The 17992-nt window shown below is 39.3% G+C and carries 17 protein-coding genes; 14 read left to right on the forward strand and 3 right to left on the reverse strand.

The annotated features are described in order from the left end of the window. Window positions 1-123: 123 nt before the first annotated feature. From V7124_RS17710 to V7124_RS17765, 12 genes are all read left to right on the forward strand, one after another. Entirely contained in the window at window positions 124-1404 is a 1281-nt protein-coding gene (locus V7124_RS17710; protein WP_335491679.1) for an MFS transporter, read from the forward strand. 138 nt (window positions 1405-1542) lie between these two features. Continuing rightward, the gene (locus tag V7124_RS17715) at window positions 1543-2082 is read left to right on the forward strand and encodes a cupin domain-containing protein (protein ID WP_335417547.1); all 540 of its coding nucleotides are present in this window, start codon (window positions 1543-1545) and stop codon (window positions 2080-2082) included. Window positions 2083-2190: 108 nt separating this feature from the next. After that, window positions 2191-3105, forward strand: coding sequence for a VOC family protein (locus V7124_RS17720; RefSeq protein ID WP_335417548.1), 915 nt, complete (start codon window positions 2191-2193; stop codon window positions 3103-3105). A 25-nt stretch (window positions 3106-3130) separates the two neighbouring features. Then, window positions 3131-3922 carry an SDR family oxidoreductase gene (locus V7124_RS17725; protein WP_335417550.1) on the forward strand — a complete coding sequence of 264 codons (792 nt, stop codon included), beginning with the start codon at window positions 3131-3133 and terminating at the stop codon, window positions 3920-3922. A 24-nt stretch (window positions 3923-3946) separates the two neighbouring features. After that, entirely contained in the window at window positions 3947-5635 is a 1689-nt protein-coding gene (locus V7124_RS17730) for a thiamine pyrophosphate-binding protein (protein WP_335491685.1), read from the forward strand. 11 nt (window positions 5636-5646) lie between these two features. Next, window positions 5647-7092, forward strand: a complete 1446-nt coding sequence (locus tag V7124_RS17735; protein WP_335491688.1) for an aldehyde dehydrogenase family protein — start codon at window positions 5647-5649, stop codon at window positions 7090-7092. Window positions 7093-7109: 17 nt separating this feature from the next. After that, window positions 7110-7892, forward strand: a complete 783-nt coding sequence (gene nadX, locus V7124_RS17740; protein WP_335491690.1) for an aspartate dehydrogenase — start codon at window positions 7110-7112, stop codon at window positions 7890-7892. Between the two features lie 86 nt (window positions 7893-7978). Beyond that, window positions 7979-9283, forward strand: coding sequence for an aromatic ring-hydroxylating oxygenase subunit alpha (locus V7124_RS17745; RefSeq protein WP_335491694.1), 1305 nt, complete (start codon window positions 7979-7981; stop codon window positions 9281-9283). Between the two features lie 49 nt (window positions 9284-9332). Beyond that, complete coding sequence (locus V7124_RS17750) at window positions 9333-9842, forward strand: aromatic-ring-hydroxylating dioxygenase subunit beta (RefSeq protein ID WP_335491697.1); 510 nt, start codon at window positions 9333-9335, stop codon at window positions 9840-9842. Between the two features lie 31 nt (window positions 9843-9873). After that, window positions 9874-10659 carry an SDR family NAD(P)-dependent oxidoreductase gene (locus tag V7124_RS17755; protein ID WP_335491702.1) on the forward strand — a complete coding sequence of 262 codons (786 nt, stop codon included), beginning with the start codon at window positions 9874-9876 and terminating at the stop codon, window positions 10657-10659. Between the two features lie 23 nt (window positions 10660-10682). Continuing rightward, window positions 10683-11651, forward strand: coding sequence for a VOC family protein (locus V7124_RS17760; protein ID WP_335491706.1), 969 nt, complete (start codon window positions 10683-10685; stop codon window positions 11649-11651). 123 nt (window positions 11652-11774) lie between these two features. Beyond that, on the forward strand, window positions 11775-12392 hold the full coding sequence (locus V7124_RS17765; RefSeq protein ID WP_335417565.1) for a TrkA C-terminal domain-containing protein: 618 nt from the start codon (window positions 11775-11777) through the stop codon (window positions 12390-12392). A 28-nt stretch (window positions 12393-12420) separates the two neighbouring features. Here V7124_RS17765 and V7124_RS17770 read toward each other — a convergent pair whose 3' ends face one another. Both V7124_RS17770 and V7124_RS17775 read right to left on the reverse strand, forming a co-directional pair. After that, window positions 12421-13974: an ABC transporter permease/substrate-binding protein gene (locus V7124_RS17770; RefSeq protein ID WP_335417567.1), complete on the reverse strand. Its 1554-nt coding sequence runs from the start codon at window positions 13972-13974 to the stop codon at window positions 12421-12423. Then, the gene (locus tag V7124_RS17775; RefSeq protein WP_335417569.1) at window positions 13974-15098 is read right to left on the reverse strand and encodes an ABC transporter ATP-binding protein; all 1125 of its coding nucleotides are present in this window, start codon (window positions 15096-15098) and stop codon (window positions 13974-13976) included. Before V7124_RS17775 ends, V7124_RS17770 begins: the two co-directional genes overlap by 1 nt. A 205-nt stretch (window positions 15099-15303) precedes the next feature. On the opposite strand from V7124_RS17775, the gene V7124_RS17780 reads away from it, so the two are divergent. Then, on the forward strand, window positions 15304-16032 hold the full coding sequence (locus tag V7124_RS17780) for a M50 family metallopeptidase (protein WP_335491710.1): 729 nt from the start codon (window positions 15304-15306) through the stop codon (window positions 16030-16032). Window positions 16033-16051: 19 nt separating this feature from the next. Further along, window positions 16052-16540, forward strand: coding sequence for a nitroreductase family protein (locus V7124_RS17785; RefSeq protein ID WP_335491712.1), 489 nt, complete (start codon window positions 16052-16054; stop codon window positions 16538-16540). Between the two features lie 44 nt (window positions 16541-16584). On the opposite strand, the gene V7124_RS17790 is transcribed toward V7124_RS17785, so the two are convergent. Beyond that, window positions 16585-17604 carry an NAD(P)H-dependent flavin oxidoreductase gene (locus tag V7124_RS17790; RefSeq protein WP_335417574.1) on the reverse strand — a complete coding sequence of 340 codons (1020 nt, stop codon included), beginning with the start codon at window positions 17602-17604 and terminating at the stop codon, window positions 16585-16587. Between the last annotated feature and the right edge of the window lie 388 nt (window positions 17605-17992).

Here is a 17992-nt window from a genome sequence, read left to right on the forward strand (position 1 = left end):
TAAAACAACATTTTATTTATAAAACATTTTCGTTGTTTTATATTGACATAATATTCATAAAAATTTAAAATTTAACCTATAGAACGCTTTTTAAACAAAGCATATCTGAGTAGGGGGGATTTAATGTTAAATGGTAACAAAAGGTGGCTCTATATCGCAGTCCCAATTTTTTTCTTTTGGTTTTTTGGACAAATTGATAAGTTAGGTATTTCAATCATCCAGACGGATGCATCATTCTTAGAGGATCTTGGTTTGACAGGGGCTGATAAGAACGCAAAAATTGGGTTTATCACTTTCATATTTACAGTTTCCTATGCTTTTTCTAATTTATTTTGGGGATATATTATTGATAGATTTGGTGCGAGAAAAACAGCCATTATTGGTCTTGTTATTTGGTCCGCCATGATGATAGTAGGAGGGCTGGCTACTTCCTATGAGATGTTTCTAGTAAGCCGTGTGGTTTTAGGATTTGGCGAAGGGATGATGATTCCGATATGTGGTAAATTTATCTCTAACTGGTTTAATCATCGTGAACTTGGTCGTGCGCAATCTTCTTGGCTGGCTGGAAACTACTTTGGACCTGCCTGCGGTGCTATCATTTTAACCATAGTTATAGCTACCTTTCATTGGGAAGCAGCATTTTTTGTACTAGCAGGTTTTAATCTATTAATTGTACTTCCTATGTTTGTATTTTTAACGAGAGATACCCCAGAAGAACATCCTCGTATTGGCAAAAAGGAATTGGCTTACATACGTGAAATTGATGCAAATGAAAAAAATAAACCAAAACAAAATTTTACCCAGGACTACCGTTATTGGATCGTTTGGTTCGGAATGCTTATGTCATCATTTTTGTTTTTTGGAATTAGCATTTGGCTCCCTACTTATTTGGTGGAAGCAAAAAGCTTCTCTAGAGAGGCAATGACTGGTATTACCTCTTTATCTTGGCTCTTTGCACTAGGCTTTGTGTTAGTTTGTGGATATTTAGCCGACAAAACAAAGCGTCCAAGCCTGCTTGCGACCATATTATTTAGTATGACGGCTATTTTTCTAACAGCAGCTATTCTTGCACCACATCCTGTCATTGCAGGAATTTGTATGGGGCTGGCAATGGGGACTCAAGGAGGAGTTTTCCATTTAAGCAATTTATTTATTGTTAAATATTCTACACCTGAAACAGCAGGTCGTGCTGCTGGCCTAATGGGGTTCACGAACATTTTAGGTGGTTTTTCAAGCTATATTATGGGCTGGCTGCGTGATCTTTCAGGTGGTGATTTTGGACCATCGATTGTGATGCTGATTGTGGCTGCAGGGTTAGGATTTGCTGCCTATCTATTTACATTGAAAAAAGAGGCTGTTGAGGTTCGGACATATAAAATAAATTCTAATAGACTCATAATTTAAACTATAAAAACCAATGTTTTGAATTTTCTCAATTTTTTTAATTGACAATTAAAAATTTGAGATTTAAAATTAAGTTATATAGAAAACAATGTTTTGTATTCAAAACAAGACATAAATAATTTTAAGGGAGCGATTATGTTGGCAGAAGAAAAATTTAATGTTGCAGAATTTGAAAAGAAATATGTGGCTAGATTACAAGACCGCAGTTTAGACTGGAACGTATTAAAATTTCAAGAAGAAATTGATCCAAAATACAAAAGGGCGCAAATGAGATATATTGGACGTGGAGCCACAGCCAATAATGATTCAAATGTCATCGCAGCAGAACATTTCACTTTAAGCACAATGGTTCTACCTGCAGGCTGTATTGGTCCTCTACATTTACATGATGATGTAGAAGAAGTTTTCTTCATTTTAAAAGGCAGTGTAAAAGCGCTAATTCAAGAGGTTGGCAAAGATGAAGTTCATGAAATCCGCTTAAATGAAAGGGATTGCATTAGTTCTCCTCCAGGAGTATACCGCGGCATTCACAATGATGGCGATGAAGAAGCGTTAATGCTTGTTATGCTTGGAGCAGTCAAACCCAACCTGCCAACCTATGTTGAGGGCAGTCCACTAGAAGAGCTTCGTATCCAGCGAGCGAAAGAAAGAGAAGCAATTATCAACGGAAATAATTAATTTTTTTCACTAAAATCTTCTTTGATGGGGATGGTCCTCTAACTTTCATTGGGATCATCCCTATTATGTTACAGTTTTAATAATAGAAGTATTAATGGAGGCGTAAATATGGTTGGTATTACCCACTTAAGACATATTGGTTTAATTACTCCAGTTCTTCAAGAACAAGCTGAATTTTATGAGAAAATTTGGGGTTTGGATAAGGTTGCACAAGATGATAAAACTGTTTATTTTCGAGGTGCAGGTCCCGAAAATCACATCTTAAGCTTACATGCTGGTGAAAAGCGAGGGCTGCATCATATAGCATTCGGAATGGTTGATAAAAATGCAGTGGATCGAGCTGCAGAAACACTTGCTTCAAAGGGGGTAAAAATAATAACTGCTCCTGGGTATCTAGATGAAGAAGGCAAAGGGTACGGTCTGCGATTTGTGGACCCAGAAAATCGCTGTATTGAGCTTTCTGCATGGGTAGAAATGCATACGACCATCTGGAATAAGAAGAATGTTGACCCTGTTAAATTAAACCATGTCGTGATGAATACAGCTGACCTTGATATGATTACCGATTTTTATACGAATATTATCGGCTTTAAAGTTACAGATTGGAGCGAGCATCAGATGTCTTTCCTACGCTGTAACCGAAAACACCATTCACTCGCATTTAATCAGGATAAACATGCTTCTGTAAACCATATCGCTTATGAAGTGGATACTGTTGATGAAGTCATGAGGGGAATTGCCAATGTAAGGAAGGCTGGGTATCAAGAGATTTGGGGACCAGGACGTCACGGCCCTGGCGATAATATTTTCTGTTACTTCCAGGATCCTGGAAAGTTTGTCATGGAATATACCTGCTATTTAGAAACGATTGAAGATGAAAGTGAATGGAGAGCTCGTGTTTGGAAGCGTGTTCCTCATTTAATGGATCAATGGGGAATTGCTGGACCTCCAAAGCCAGAAACCCGCGCGGCGATGGGTGGAGAGCCAGATCCTGGTTGGGTAAATGTGAAAGCACTGCTTTAAAGGTTTGAAAATAAGGGGTGTCGATATGGACTTAGGTTTAAAGGATAAAGTTGTTGTCATTATGGGTGGGACATCCGGTGTCGGTTTAAAAACAGCTGAGATGTTCCTTCAAGAAGGTGCAAAAGTAGCAATTTGTGGCAGGAGTAACGAGCGAAAAGAAAAAGCATATGATTACCTATTACAGTTTGGACCCGCAGATTCAATTTATGCGGCAACCTGTGATGTAACAAATAAGGAAGATGTTAACGCATTTATTAATGATACTGCTGCTAACTTTGATGGTATCGATGTCTTAGTGAATTCTGCAGGACAAAGTGTAATGGGATATTTTTTCGACGTAACAGATGAACAATGGCAGGAACAAATTCAATTAAAATATTTTGCAATTATTTATGCAATAAAGGCCGTCCACCCATACCTTGTGAAGCGTGGCGCTGGAAGAATAATTAATATTAATGCAACACTTGCGAAAGAGCCTGAAAGACATATGATTGCTACAGCCGCAACTAGAGCTGGGCTCTTGAATTTAAGTAAAACACTTTCACATGAGCTGGCTTCCGATAATATTTTAGTAAACTCTGTAAGTTTAGGCTTGATTAGGACGGATCAATGGGAGCGTAGAAGAATGAAAAATGCCCCCGAAATAGACCCAGAAGAATATTATGCTGATTTGGCTAAAAAACGAAATATCCCGCTAGGACGTGTAGGGGAAGCGGAAGAAGTAGCAGGGGTCATTCTCTTTCTAGCCTCGAAGCAAGCGAGCTACGTATCCGGTTCGACCATTGAGACAGCTGGAGCGCTGGGTAAGGCGCTTTAATATGAATAAAGGCAGGAGTAAATTATGAATCAACAAGTTCAAATTGAATTTACAACAGCAGATGCGGTTGTACAAGAGCTAGTTAAAGCAGGTGTAACGACAGCTTTTGGTATCGTAAGCATCCATAACATGCCTATCTATGATGCGATTCTTCGTGAAGGAAGCATTCACCTGGTTTGTTCCCGCGGTGAAAGTGGTGCGGTAAATATGGCTGATGGTTATGCAAGAGCTACAGGAAAATTGGGTGTTGTTATCACGAGTACCGGAACGGGTGCCGGTAATGCAGCCGGTTCGCTCATTGAAGCTTGGGCAGCCGGAATCCCTGTTCTTCATTTAACCGGTGAAGTTGCTTTTCCCTATTTAGGAACAGGAAGAGGATATATTCACGAATGCAAGGATCAGCTGTCTATTATGGAAGGTTCCTGTAAAAAGGCAATTCGGTTAAGAAAACCAGAGCAAGCCGCTGCTGTTGTAAGACAAGCGATTCAAGATGCATTTACTGCACCATCCGGTCCAGTTTCACTCGAAATTCCAATTGATTTTCAATCTGCGATCATTCCAAATTATTCACTTGATGAAGTTACGATTCTAGCTGCAAAGAATACTACAGCATTAGAATTACCAGAAGAGGTTGTCTCGAAAATCAGTAGTGCTCGTCGTCCAGTTATCTGGGCAGGTGGAGGTGTTATTAGCGCAGGAGCCTCAAAGGAAGTACAGCAATTAGCCGAAATAATTGGGGCAGCTGTAATAACAAGCCAATCGGGTAAAGGAAGCATACCAGAGGATCATTCACAATGCATTGGTCACTTCGCAGCTTATGAGTTAACGAAAAAGTTATTGAAGGACTCAGATTTATTAATAAGCATTGGAGTAAGGTTTAGAGGGAACGAAACGGCAAACTGGAAAGTACCAGTTCCGAAAGAACATATCGCGATCGATGCAGACTGGCAGGCGATTAATCGGAATTATGAAGCGACACATGGTTTGGTTGGGGATGCTAAGCATGTACTCCATTCACTCGTTCAAGCATTATCTAAAAAAACAATTAATCCCGATCCTTTATATCTGGACGAAGTGCAAACGGTCCGTCAAGAATTACGTGCAAGCCTAAGGGCAACACTTGGTCCATATGAACAAATCCTAGATGGGTTGCGAAAAGTGATGCCGCGAGAAACAATATTGGTCCGTGATGTAACAGTACAGGCAAATGTTTGGGGCAGCCGTCTTTTTGAAATCTATGAACCTCGTACTTCCATTCATGCTTCTGGCGGCGGAATTGGCCAAGGATTACCAACTGCAATTGGAGCACAAATGGCTTTCAAAGACCGTCAAGTAGTATTGATGGCTGGTGATGGCGGGTTTATGGTCAATGTAGGCGAAATGGCAACCGCTGCTCAGGAAAATTTACCTTTAATTATCGTATTGTTCGATGATGCAGGCTATGGAGTACTTCGCAATATCCAAGATGCGGCTTACGGGCGGCAGGTAGCTGTTGATCTTTTAAGTCCGGATTTTGTTTTGCTAGGGCAATCTATGGGATTTGAATCTACTAGAATCGGTTCTCCAGATGAATTTGTTTCAGCACTTGAGCAAGCGGTTGGACGCCAAAAGCCAACCATAATCGTGGTTGATATGGAGGCAGTTGGACCGATGGCGAAACCGTTTGGCGGACCTCCGGGTGCAGCAGATGCATTTAAACCTAGAAAGATATAAGGGGTGATTACATGATCTCAACATATCCATTTGTTTCAGGTAAATACTTAATAGGCGGACAGTGGTTAGAAGCGGAAAAAACAGCCAATGTAATCAATCCTGCTAATCATGAAGAAATTGTTGGTGAAGTGGCTTTATGTTCAAAAGCGGATGTAGACCAAGCGATTACAACCGCTGTAAAATCATACGAAACCTGGTCCCGTACGGAGGTAGCGGATCGGGCGAATAGGATGCATTTGGCAGCTGAGGAAATAAAAGCGCTCGTTGAAGAAAATGTAACATTACTTGTGCGAGAGAATGGAAAAGTATTAGTTGAAGCAAAAAAGGATTTGCTTCGCTGCGCAGATATTATGCACCAAGCGGCAGATGAACTGCTTGAATGGTGGAATCCTCAAATTTTACCTGGAAATCAAAAGGTACAAATTCGCAAACGTGCCCGCGGAGTAACTGCTGTTATTTCACCTTGGAATTCTCCCATGATTTTAACCTTTAAGCGGGTGATTCCAGCTATTTTGACAGGAAACACTGTGGTGGTAAAGCCGGCAACCAACTGTCCATTGACGATTATGTCCTTTTTAAAGGTAGTTGCTGCGTACTTTCCGGATGGAGTTATTAATGTAGTAACGGGTTCTGGCGGCGTTATCGGAGACGCCTTATGTTCTGACCCAAGAGTAAAGACAATTGCCTTTGTTGGCAGTACGGAAACAGGTAAAGAGATTATGCGTGCAGCTTCAGGATCTGTGAAAAAGCTTTATATGGAAATGGGTGGTAATGACGCTGCCATTATCCTCGAAGATGCTAACCTTGATGAAGATGCCATTAAACGCATCCGATTCGGTGTACTGCGTGCTGCGGGACAGGTATGCTCAGCTATTAAAAGGATTTATGTTCATGAATCACGAAACGAAGAATTCGTTGCAAAGCTAAAGAAAGAATTTTCGAGAATCAGGGTAGGTAATGGAATTCAGCCCGATGTTGAAATGGGACCGTTAAATAATAAATCACAGTACGACTATGTAAAAGGACTCATTGAGAGGGCAGAAGAATCAGGTGCTACGGTTATAACTGGAGGAATACAGTTAGATCCGGATACGTGGGACCAAGGATACTTTATTTTACCAACAATTATTACTGGTGCTGGGCAAGATAGTGAAATTGTACGTGCCGAACAATTTGGTCCTGTCATTCCAGTTCTTCCATTTTCCGATGTAGATGAAGCGGTTCAACTTGCCAATGATAGTGAATTTGGCTTAAGAGCTTCAGTTTGGACTGAGGATGAGCAATTGGCGACTACATTAGCAGATCGATTAGAAGCGGGAGCTATTTTTCATAATAACCATACGGTTTTCCAAGATCTTCATCTTGATTTTCCTGGTTTAAAAGAAAGCGGGCTGTCTCGAGAAACAAGGCACTGTGGGCTCGAGTACTTTGCTGATTCCTACGGATTAGCCAACTGAGAAGGGAGACTCTTCAGATGAATATCGGCTTAATCGGAGGAGGAAATATTGGAAAATTTCTGCTTGAAAGTATAAATACCAATAAACTTCTTACAAATTCCAAAATAGTGGGCATTTTTACACGTAATCCTAACTCGGCACAGCAGCTAGCGGCTGAATTTGATACGGATATCTTTGAAGACATCTCATCACTTTTACATTCAAATGTAGATCTTGTAATCGAAGCCGCTACGGTTGATGTGGTAAAAGAACATGCAGCAGCCATTCTATCAAGCGGGAAAGATATAGTGTTAAGCAGTGTTGGTGCTCTAAGTGATTTGGATTATACACAGTCGTTAGAGGAAATTTGCAGGAGAAATGGGACAAAAATCTATCTGCCATCTGGGGCAATTGGTGGCTTAGATATTCTAAAGGCAGCAAAATCCAATGGTGAACTTGAAAGCGTTTCGATTATCACTAGGAAGCCGCCCCAGGCTTTACCTGGAGCACCAGTAGATAAAGAGAAAGTGCTTTTTGAAGGAACTGCTAATGAAGCGATTAAGTTATTCCCAAAAAACATAAATGTTTCAATTATCTTGTCATTAGCCGGATTAGGGCCAGAAAAGACGAGAGTAAAGATCATTTCTGATCCTGCAATTACGAAAAATAGTCATTCGATTGAGGCTCTAGGCTCATTCGGAAAACTTACTCTCAAGGTTGAAAATGATCCGATGCCTAATAATCCCAAAACAAGTTATTTGGCTGCGCTAAGTGTATTGTCATCGTTAAAAAATAAAGATGCTGTTATCCAAGTTGGATAAATAGTAGTATCACATACAGGGGTTAAAATTGATTGCTTATTCCCCTGAATGCTGCAACACCAGTCTATATTTAGGGGGAGAAGGCAATGTATAAAACGAACATAAATTTAGAAGAAATGTCCCAAAAGGAAGCAATTGAATTTTTACATGAAACCGTTCAACCTGAAATTGGATCTATTCCAGCCTATCTTCTAGGGGATCCAACGATTTATGATTTAGAACACAAAAGAGTTTTTTTAAAAACATGGATATTCATTGGACATGAATCAGAAATTCCAAATAAAAATGATTTCATAACCAGGGATGTTGCTGGATATTCTGTCATTCTCTCTCGTAGTGCTGATAATCAAATTCGTGGGTTATATAATATGTGTACACACCGCGGTATGAAGCTTTGCCGGGCTGATGCTGGAAATAAATCATCGTTTACATGTCCTTATCACGGCTTTAATTTTAAAAACAATGGTGATTGTGTAGGTGTTCCATTGCAAAAAGATATTTACGGAGAAAGCTTGGATAAATCCCAAATGGGGCTGCATAAAATCAGGGTTGAGTCTTATAAAGGGCTTATTTTTGGAACATGGAATGATGAAGCAGAATCTTTAGATGCATTTTTAGGTGAGTTTAAATGGTATATTGATATTTTTGCAGGAAGAGCAGAGATGGAGGTAGTAGGACCGCCACAGAGATTTGTTATTCAATCTAATTGGAAGATTGGAGCAGATAACTTCGTAGGGGATTCCTATCATACGATGGTTACTCACGGTTCGATCGCCAAATTAGGAATGGTGCCAAGTGCAACTTATTCCAAAAGGGGTTATCAAATCCACACAACAAATGGCCATGGCTTAAACCTAGGTACACCGAATCCTGACTTTGCGTTCCCAGAGGAATTAAAAGACGAATACAAGGCAAATTTATCAGAGGATCAATACGAAGTGTTATCAAATCTTAAAAATATGATTGGGAATATTTTTCCTAATCTATCCTTTCTAATTTCTCATACAAAAATAAAAGGTCAATTAATCTCTAATACTTCTATGCGAATTTGGAGACCAATAGCGGCAGACAAAATGGAAGTAATTACGTGGTTCTTAGTAGAAAAAAATGCCTCTGTAGATTGGAAAAAGCGCTCACGAGAATCGTTTATCTTGACCTTCAGCCCTTCTGGTATTTTTGAACAGGATGATACGGAAGTATTCACAGATATAACAGCGGCAGCCTCTGGTACGATGCCATTAGTAAAACAACTGACATTTAATTACACGATGGGCTTGCATCGAAAACCAGTAACAAGCTTTGTAGGACCTGGCGTGGTCTATGATGATAAATTTACAGAAGCCAATCAAAGAAATTTTTACCGTTACTGGCTCGACCTGATGACCAATTGAGTGGGTTCTCATACATTTATTAAATAATTAAGAATAGGGGGAGAAGCGTATGACGATTGAGAGAATGTTAGTAACCTATGAATTTGAACAATGGCTCTATCGGGAAGCAAAACTAATCGATGATATTGATTTCGATGGTTGGTTTAGCTTAATGCATCCAACTTTAAAATATCAAATGCCTGTTCGTGTTAATAAAGAGGGTACAGAACGTCCCGATTATGCCCTAGATATGTTTGCCTTTGATGACGACATTGAATTGTTGAAGATTCGTGTGGACCGTTTAAAAACGGATTATGCTTGGGCTGAAATTCCTCCTTCCCGGACTAGAAGGTTAGTCAACAATGTAAGACTGCTTGATTACGTTCCAAATGAAAAAGCAGTAGTAAACAGTTATTTACTTATTTACAGAAGCCGCAGCACGGATATTCATCACGATTTAATTTCGGGTGAACGACAAGATGAATTTATTTATGAAAATGGTGAATGGAAGCTCTCCAAACGTTTTTTCATTGTCGATCAAACTACCATTAATACGCGAAATCTGGCTATTTTTGTGTGATAGCTTTAGGAAGCAGGAAGGAGCAGTACTTATGGCTCAACTTAGCGGTAAATCCATTTATTTAACTGGAGGTGCCTCTGGTATCGGCAAAGCCGTTACCGAGGCATTTATAAAGGAAGGTGCAGTTCTGACTGTACTTGATAAGTCGGCAGAGGGACTGAATCAATTAAAGCAGCGATTTGGGGAAGATATTCAATGTATCGAGGGAGATGTAACAGATTATCAAGCACACGCTCATGCTGTTAGGAAGGCCGTTGAAGCATTTGGAAAACTGGATGTTTTTGTGGCGAATGCAGGTGTATTTGATGGGTTTGCTAAATTCCAAAGTGTTACACCTGAAGCAATGTCAAATGCCTATCAAATCCTGTTCGATATTAATGTAAAAGGCTATTTCAACGGGGCAAAGGCGTCAGTGGATGAATTGAAGAAAACGGGCGGAAATATCATTTTTACCATGTCTGGAGCAAGTTTTTATCCGGATGGCGGCGGGGTATGGTACACCGCCAGTAAACATGCCCAACTTGGGTTAATGCGCCAGCTAGCTTTTGAATTGGCACCCGATATTCGAGTGAATGCCGTTGCTCCAGGTGGAACCCTGACAGCGCTAAATGTTATTTCTCCGCTGCAGCCCTTTGTAAAAATGGTAGACAACGACACGAAAGAGAGAAGTATTAAATCGAGAAATCCACTAAGGATTGCAATGTCCTCTGAAGACCATGTCGGTGCCTATTTGCTGCTTGCTTCCGATCAGGCGAGAGCGGTTACAGGGGAAGTTATCTCAAGTGATGGAGGATTAGCTGTACGCGGGCTAAGTTAATTCAAATAATAGGGGTGACTTTTGTGGCAGAATCGAAAACAGAAAAAAGACCATTAGCTGGAAATAATAGAGTAAATCAACTTGCATTTGTTGTTCAGGATATTGAGAAGACATCTGAACTGTTTTCAAAGCTACTTGGAATTGCTAAACCTACATGGTTTTTAACAGGGGACAACGAGATTTCCAAAGTGGTATTTCGTGGGAAACCAACAAATTCTAGAAGCAAATTAGTTTTTATGAACACACCGACTATCCAATTCGAATTAATCGAGCCCAATAAAGAACCAGGTACGATGCGTGAGTTTTTAGATACAGTCGGTGAAGGAATTCATCATATAGCCTTTGATGTCGAGTCAATTAAGGAACGCCTGCCTGTTTTTGAGGAAAATGGCTATCCATTACTTCAAAGTGGTGAATTTACTTCTAGCGATGGCAGATATGTATATGTTGATACATTGGATGATCATAAAACACTTGTAGAATTATTGGAAAGTGCTGACCCGCGTGACACAGCTCCGAAAAATGAAACTTTTGCTCCGTTACTTGGAACCAACAAGGTAGAACAACTGGCTCTTGTTGTAAAAGACCTTGAGAAGGCTGCAGAAGCGTACTGTAAATTACTGGGCGTTGAAAAACCACAAGTGATTCAGTCGGGTCCTAGTGAGCTGACAAATGTATTATTTGAAGGGAAGCCGACTGAAGGAGATTCTAGGTATATGTTTATTAATACTCCTTTGCTTCAAATTGAATTAATTGAACCAGGGACGTCTCCAAGCACGTGGAAAAAACATCTCGAAACATATGGTGAGGGAGTTCACCATATTTCATTCGTCATCAAGGATATGGAAGAAAAAATTAAATTGCTCGAGGGAATGGGCTATCCGGTTCTTCAAACGGGTAATTTTTATAATGGCAAAGGCCGATACGCCTATATGGACACAACTTCAGATTTTAAAGTAATCATTGAGTTACTAGAGAGATTTGATACTTGATATAAGTGCTGGACACCTTTGGGTGACTGGCACTTTGTTTTTAGACTGCTATTCCATCCCTATTTTATTTAGCGTATAGTGGAAATATAAAATAAAATTGAATTAGTTTAAGTGGAGGAATATATGCAGCGGGCGCAAATACCAACTTATGAACGGATTGCCATCGATTTAGCCAATCGAATTTACGACGGTAAATTTAAAGTGGGTGAAAAGATTCACGGGAGATCTACATTGGCAAGTGAATATAAGGTTTCACCAGAAACAGTACGTAGAGCCATCAAGATATTAGAAGATGTGGAGATTGTTCATTCGACTAAGGGCAGTGGAATCGTGATTTCTTCACGGGAGAATGCTTATAAATATATTCATCGTTTCACAAATTTGGCCAGTATCAAGGACCTTGAAAAAGAAATTAACACTCTAGTGAAAGATAAAAATAAGATTGAAGAGCAGCTGCTAGACACAGTCAGGAAAATTATGGATTATTCTACTAAGCTTCGTCATACCAATCCATTAGCCCCAATTGAAGTAGAGGTATTTTCAGGATGTATACATATCGGAAAGACGATTTCTGAAGTGAAGTTTTGGCAAAATACAGGAGGTACCGTGATAGGGATGAAGCGAAAGGGAGAATTGATTATCTCACCGGGGCCTTATGCACTAATTCAAGAAGGGGATGTACTTCTAATTATTGGGGATGATCCAACCTACGAAAGGGTCATTCATTTTATGGAAGATTAGAAAAAGCCGGCATAGCCGGCTTTCTTCATTAGAGTAGACCTTCTTCTTGTAAAAACTCTTTTGCAACCTTTGCTGGTGATTCTTTCAGGCTGTCAACTTTATAATTCAGATTTCGCATTTTATCATCTGTCAACGTACCAGCCAGTAAATCTAGAGCTTCTTTTAATTCAGGATGTTTCTCTAACGTCTCTTCTTTGACAATAGGAACGGCATAGTATGGAGGGAAGAAGTTTTTATCATCCTCTAATACCTTTAATCCAAATTCCTCAATCAATCCATCGGTTGAAAAAGCATCGATGACATCACTTTTATGATTATTAAGAGCGGTATAGCGCAATCCGCCGTCAACTGCTTGCACATCTTTAAATTTCATGTTATAGGCTGTCTCTAGGCCATTTAATCCATCTTCTCGGTTAGCAAACTCAATCGTTGGCCCCATAATCAGGCCATCGCTTATGTTAGCAAGATCGGAGACAACGTTCAGATTAAATTGATCTGCTGTATCCTGACGTACGGCTATTGCATACGTGTTATTAAATCCAAGCGGTTTTAACATGTTAATACCATACTTCTCTTTGAATTCCTTTTTTACGTAGTCATACACTTTATCAGAATCACTTTGTGGACTTTGCTTCAGTATATTTACAAGACCAGTCCCGGTATATTCCACATAAGCATCGATGTCGCCGCTATTGATTGCACCAAAGGCCACCTGTGTCCCGCCTAGATTTAGTTTTCTTTCAACTTTAAGCTCAGTCTTGCTTTCTACTAAATCCGCCAGCATATTCCCTAAAATCAGCTGTTCACTGTAATTTTTAGATCCGATGACAATTTTATCTGCGGCATTAACCTTTGAATAAACTGTAAAGGCACCACCTGCAACGATGATTATACTAGCAAACCCAATCACTAGTCTTTTTATTTTCTTACTTACTTTTAAAGAAGATGTTCGTTTATTCGTATAAGAGAATGAAGTTTCAAGTTTCCCAACGATAAAGTCAATTAGTAGAGCAAGAATACATGCCGGGATGGCACCTGCCAAAATCATGTAATTATCCACGGTCTGTACACCGGAGAATACGAGGTAACCAAGACCGCCTGCACCTACGAAGGCAGCAATTGTCATCAATCCGACAGCAGTTACCGCAGAAATTCTGATACCCGCCATAATCATCGGAAAGGCTAGTGGCAGCTGAACCTTTTTCATTGTTTGACTCTTGGTCAGACCGATGCCTTTGGCGGCTTCCAGAATATCAGAATCAATGTTCGTTAATCCTGTATATGTGTTCTTTACGATAGGAAGAAGGGAATACAGAATGACCATGACGATGGCCGGGGCACTGCCAATTCCAATGAAAGGAATAAGGAATCCAAGTAAGGCCAAGCTTGGTATAGCTTGAATCACATTGGTCGTTCCGATAATTGGCTTTGAAAGCTTAGGCTCTCGTGAAATCAATATACCCAGTGGAATCCCGATAATGACCGCAATCAGTACCGAAATGACACTTAGGTAAATATGCTGACCTAATAAATTTAGGATTTGTTCGTAGTTTGCTTGTAAATAGTTAGTAAAATCAGCCATTAAAAGGCCACCTCCAAATCAATTAGTTGGCTGCTTAAAGCCGATAAAATACTACTTCTTGTAATAAGGCCAGTTAATTGCTTTGAGTGATTGATCACAGGAACGTAGCCGATTTTATGTTCATTCATTGTCGCTAATATGGAAATTAAGTTACTATCCTCAGAAACAGCTAGAACATTCTTCTCCATAACACTATCAATCTCTGAATTTCTATTTAATAATTGAATTCCTTTTAGCGTCACCAATCCTATTAAAATATTATTTCTATCGGTAACCATTAAACTGTCAACCTTATTAGATTTCATGATCTCAATTGCCTGTAATACGGTTCGCTTAGCAGTGATCTTAACCGGGTTAGAAATCATAATATCCTCAGCCATAAGTAATTCTGGATTGTTCCAGACACGTCTCTTCCCAATAAACCCTTCAACAAATTCATTTGCTGGATTTTTTAAAATATTTTCAGGGGTGTCAAACTGGAGAATATCGCCGTCTTTTAAAATACAAATTTTATCGGCGATTTTAATCGCTTCGTCCATATCGTGGGTAACGAAAATGATGGTTTTGTTGAGTTCCCTTTGCATTTGAACGAGTTCATCTTGTAGCGAGTTTCTTGTGACAGGATCCAATGCACTGAAGGGCTCATCCATTAGAATGATATCTGAATCCGTTGAAAATGCTCTTGCCACTCCAACTCTTTGCTGCTGCCCGCCACTTAATTCTTTCGGAAAGCGGTGCAAAAATTCAGAAGGGTTTAACCCGACCACATGAAGTAGTTCTTCTGTTTTTTTTACAATTGAATCAGGATCTTCACCTTTAAGCTTTGGAATTAGTTCCAAATTTTCTTTAATTGACATATGAGGGAATAGGCCCGTATTTTGGATGACGTAGCCAATATTCCTACGCAGCTCAATTGCATCCATTGTGGAAATATCTTTTCCGTTAACAACAATATTCCCTGAAGATGGCTGAATTAATTTGTTTACCATTTTTAGCAAAGTTGTTTTCCCGCAACCGCTGGGTCCGATAAAAACAACTAATTGACCCGCTTCGATATCGATTGAGAAGGGCTTGATGATCGTTTTGTGTTTATATTTCTTTACAATGTCTTTAAATTCTATCAAAATTTTACCTCCTTTAGAAAATGAACGTTTTTAACAACTGACAACTTAATGTTAACACGTAAGTTGTTGGATTGTCGAATTTTTTTCTGGTTGCATATTTTTTATAAGATTAGAAAAAATAGAGCGTAATATTTTCAGAATATAACAAAAAGTGGTAAAATGGTTCTAAAATATTCGGATTTATAGGAAAGAGGGGGAAGGTAAGGTGCAATCTATAAAAGAGAGGATTAGTCTTAAATTTTTCATCTTCCTTGGGATAGCATTCTTTTTAATACAAATTCCTATCATTGGTGATTATTTTAGAATCATAAATACGGTAATCCATGAATCAGGGCATGCATTTATGGCTCTATTTGGAGGCAATGTTGAAACGATTTCATTGTTTATGAATGCAGATGGTGTTACCCACGGAACACAATCGTTTTGGGTAATCGATTTTGTTACATGTATTGCAGGTTATATAATTTCTTCACTAATGGCTTACGGCTCGTTTTGGTTAATTAAAAAGAAGAAATATACTCTTTTCATCGATTTGCTATTGGGGCTAATCGTAATCAATTTACTATTATGGGTCCGAAATCCTTATGGTTTATTTTGGCTTGCGTCCTTCGGTTTTTTATTTCTAGCGTTGCTGATCAAAGGAAGCCAAAAGCTAATTCACAATCTCGTTTTATTAATTGCTTCGATATTGTTGCTAGAATCGGTTAGCACAGCATATGATATTTTTATCATCAGTTTCATTCAGCCGCATGCAGCAGGAGATGCTACCAACTTATCTCAATTAACCGCTATTATACCAGCTCAAGGATGGGGAATCTTTTTCTTTGCCCAAGCACTATTTCTCATCCTGCTTGGATTCAAGAAAGGCCTGTTCCATATTGGTGAAGGTGAATTACATCGGATTTATCAGTTAGAAGGTCATAAAGAATATTGAGTGTATAGGGGAGACAAAAATGAATAATGTTCTAGATGTGATCCAAAATCGACGTACGATTAAAAAGTTCAAAACCGATGATGTTCCGCTTGATTTGATTCAATCCTGGTTAGAGGCTGCAAAAATGGCACCCAATCATCGAATGACCGAACCATGGGAAGTGTATTTTGTTGGACCGGAAACGAGGGCAAAGTTGAATCATAAGACGAATTTTGGAGATGCTCCCGTACTAATCGCTGTTACATCTAACCATGGTGCTTCAGCGGCAGAGAAAGAGGAAAACGCTATGGCGACAGCCTGTTTTGTTCAGAACTTTAATTTGGCAGCATGGGCTGGCGGTGTCGGGGTATTTTGGTCATCCATCGGGATGACAGCGAAAAATCGAGAAATTCTACGAGTCCCAGCCAATACTGATCTAATTGGAGTATTAGCAATTGGCTATCCCGAGGTTATCCCAGAGCCAAAACCAAGGACATCGATTATCAATAAAATAAAAAACTTACCGTAAAAGAAGAGGAGACAACCAATTTTGGTTGTCTCCTTTCCTATAGATTAAGCTAATTTTACTGCATTTACGTACTCTGCTGTCAGATTATCAATGATTGTTTGAACAGGGAGGATTTCTTTGATTTCACCAACTCTTGCCCCAGCAAAGACAAGTCCATTTTCCACATCGCCTTGTGCATCAGAAAAGACAAGCCCATTTTCGGTATCCCCTCCAACAGTTCTAAACATGGAATCAAGTGTACAGAAGCGATAAGAACAATTTTTCAAGCAATCATGACATTTTGCGATTTTTAATTTGTCAGAACCGCTGATTAATTTCGTAAAGTTATTGGCAATTGCTCTACCGTGTAAACCAACTGTTGTTTTGACTAAAACCAAGTCTTCTTTTTGTGCTTCAACATATTTTTGCTTAAATGAAAGAGGAGCATCACATTCTTCACTTGCTGCAAATCTTGTACCCATTTGTACCCCTGAAGCCCCCATTGAAATGGCTTTTGCGATATCTTCGCCAGTCATAATGCCACCTGCAGCAAGAACTGGAATTGAAACAGCCTCGAGTACCTCTGGTAGAATATCAAACATTGGTCTGTCAGTTCCAAGGTGCCCACCAGCTTCAAAGCCTTCGACGACAACAGCTGCAGCTCCAAGCCTTTCAGAGATTCTTGCCAATTTGGCTGAAGAAACAATGGAAATGACGGGTATGCCAGCTTCTCTACCCCAAGCATACATATCCCTTGAAATGCCGGCCCCAGAAATAATAAAATCAACTTTTTCTTCCAGTGCTGCTTTCATCTTTTCAGCAAAATCATTCATCGCAAATAGTACGTTTACACCAATGTATCCTACGCCGTTAACAAGACTTTTTGCTTTTCGGATATGATCACGCATTTCATCTGTTGAAATACCTGTCCCAGAGATAATACCGACACCACCGGCATTGGCAACAGCTGAAGCGAGTTTGCTTAATGAAATACCTACTCCCATACCACCTTGAAAAATGGGAACCTTTGGCATAATGTGCGCAATTTTTAATTGTGGAAAGTTCAATTTATAACCCCGTTTCATTTATTTAAGATTTAAATTTAGAGCTTACACTGCATGCTACCACTAATTTTCTTATCTGTATGTGATTTTTATCATCAGGTCATAAAGGTAGGTTATAGAGTTAATTATCAATAGGAAAATTAGCATAGGGATTTCCGATTATTATTTCGAAATTGTAAATTCACCGAAACAAAAAGTAACTTATATAAAATAACCTTGTAACATTACTAAGATAAAATAGAGAATATGACTTCAAATATTTTATTGAGATATCATTAAAAACTTGGCTAGTTAAACCTAGGGGGGATTGGATGGCTTCCACAACAAGTAGAAGCAAGTATTTTGATAATGCAAAATTCATCTTAATTTTTCTTGTTGTTTTTGGGCATATGATAAGCCCGTATAAGGA

It is taken from the genome of Neobacillus niacini (assembly GCF_036961885.1).
In the GTDB taxonomy this organism is placed as follows: Bacteria; Bacillota; Bacilli; order Bacillales; family Cytobacillaceae; genus Neobacillus; species Neobacillus niacini_H.

What these genes read in the sequence shown, in the direction of transcription:
- V7124_RS17710 (WP_335491679.1), top strand. Translation starts at nt 124, where the DNA reads ATGTTAAATGGTAACAAAAGGTGGCTCTATATCGCAGTCCCAATTTTT.
- V7124_RS17720 (WP_335417548.1), top strand. Translation starts at nt 2,191, where the DNA reads ATGGTTGGTATTACCCACTTAAGACATATTGGTTTAATTACTCCAGTT.
- V7124_RS17725 (WP_335417550.1), top strand. Translation starts at nt 3,131, where the DNA reads ATGGACTTAGGTTTAAAGGATAAAGTTGTTGTCATTATGGGTGGGACA.
- V7124_RS17730 (WP_335491685.1), top strand. Translation starts at nt 3,947, where the DNA reads ATGAATCAACAAGTTCAAATTGAATTTACAACAGCAGATGCGGTTGTA.
- V7124_RS17735 (WP_335491688.1), top strand. Translation starts at nt 5,647, where the DNA reads ATGATCTCAACATATCCATTTGTTTCAGGTAAATACTTAATAGGCGGA.
- nadX (WP_335491690.1), top strand. Translation starts at nt 7,110, where the DNA reads ATGAATATCGGCTTAATCGGAGGAGGAAATATTGGAAAATTTCTGCTT.
- V7124_RS17745 (WP_335491694.1), top strand. Translation starts at nt 7,979, where the DNA reads ATGTATAAAACGAACATAAATTTAGAAGAAATGTCCCAAAAGGAAGCA.
- V7124_RS17750 (WP_335491697.1), top strand. Translation starts at nt 9,333, where the DNA reads ATGACGATTGAGAGAATGTTAGTAACCTATGAATTTGAACAATGGCTC.
- V7124_RS17755 (WP_335491702.1), top strand. Translation starts at nt 9,874, where the DNA reads ATGGCTCAACTTAGCGGTAAATCCATTTATTTAACTGGAGGTGCCTCT.
- V7124_RS17765 (WP_335417565.1), top strand. Translation starts at nt 11,775, where the DNA reads ATGCAGCGGGCGCAAATACCAACTTATGAACGGATTGCCATCGATTTA.
- V7124_RS17770 (WP_335417567.1), bottom strand. Translation starts at nt 13,974, where the DNA reads ATGGCTGATTTTACTAACTATTTACAAGCAAACTACGAACAAATCCTA.
- V7124_RS17785 (WP_335491712.1), top strand. Translation starts at nt 16,052, where the DNA reads ATGAATAATGTTCTAGATGTGATCCAAAATCGACGTACGATTAAAAAG.
- V7124_RS17790 (WP_335417574.1), bottom strand. Translation starts at nt 17,604, where the DNA reads ATGAAACGGGGTTATAAATTGAACTTTCCACAATTAAAAATTGCGCAC.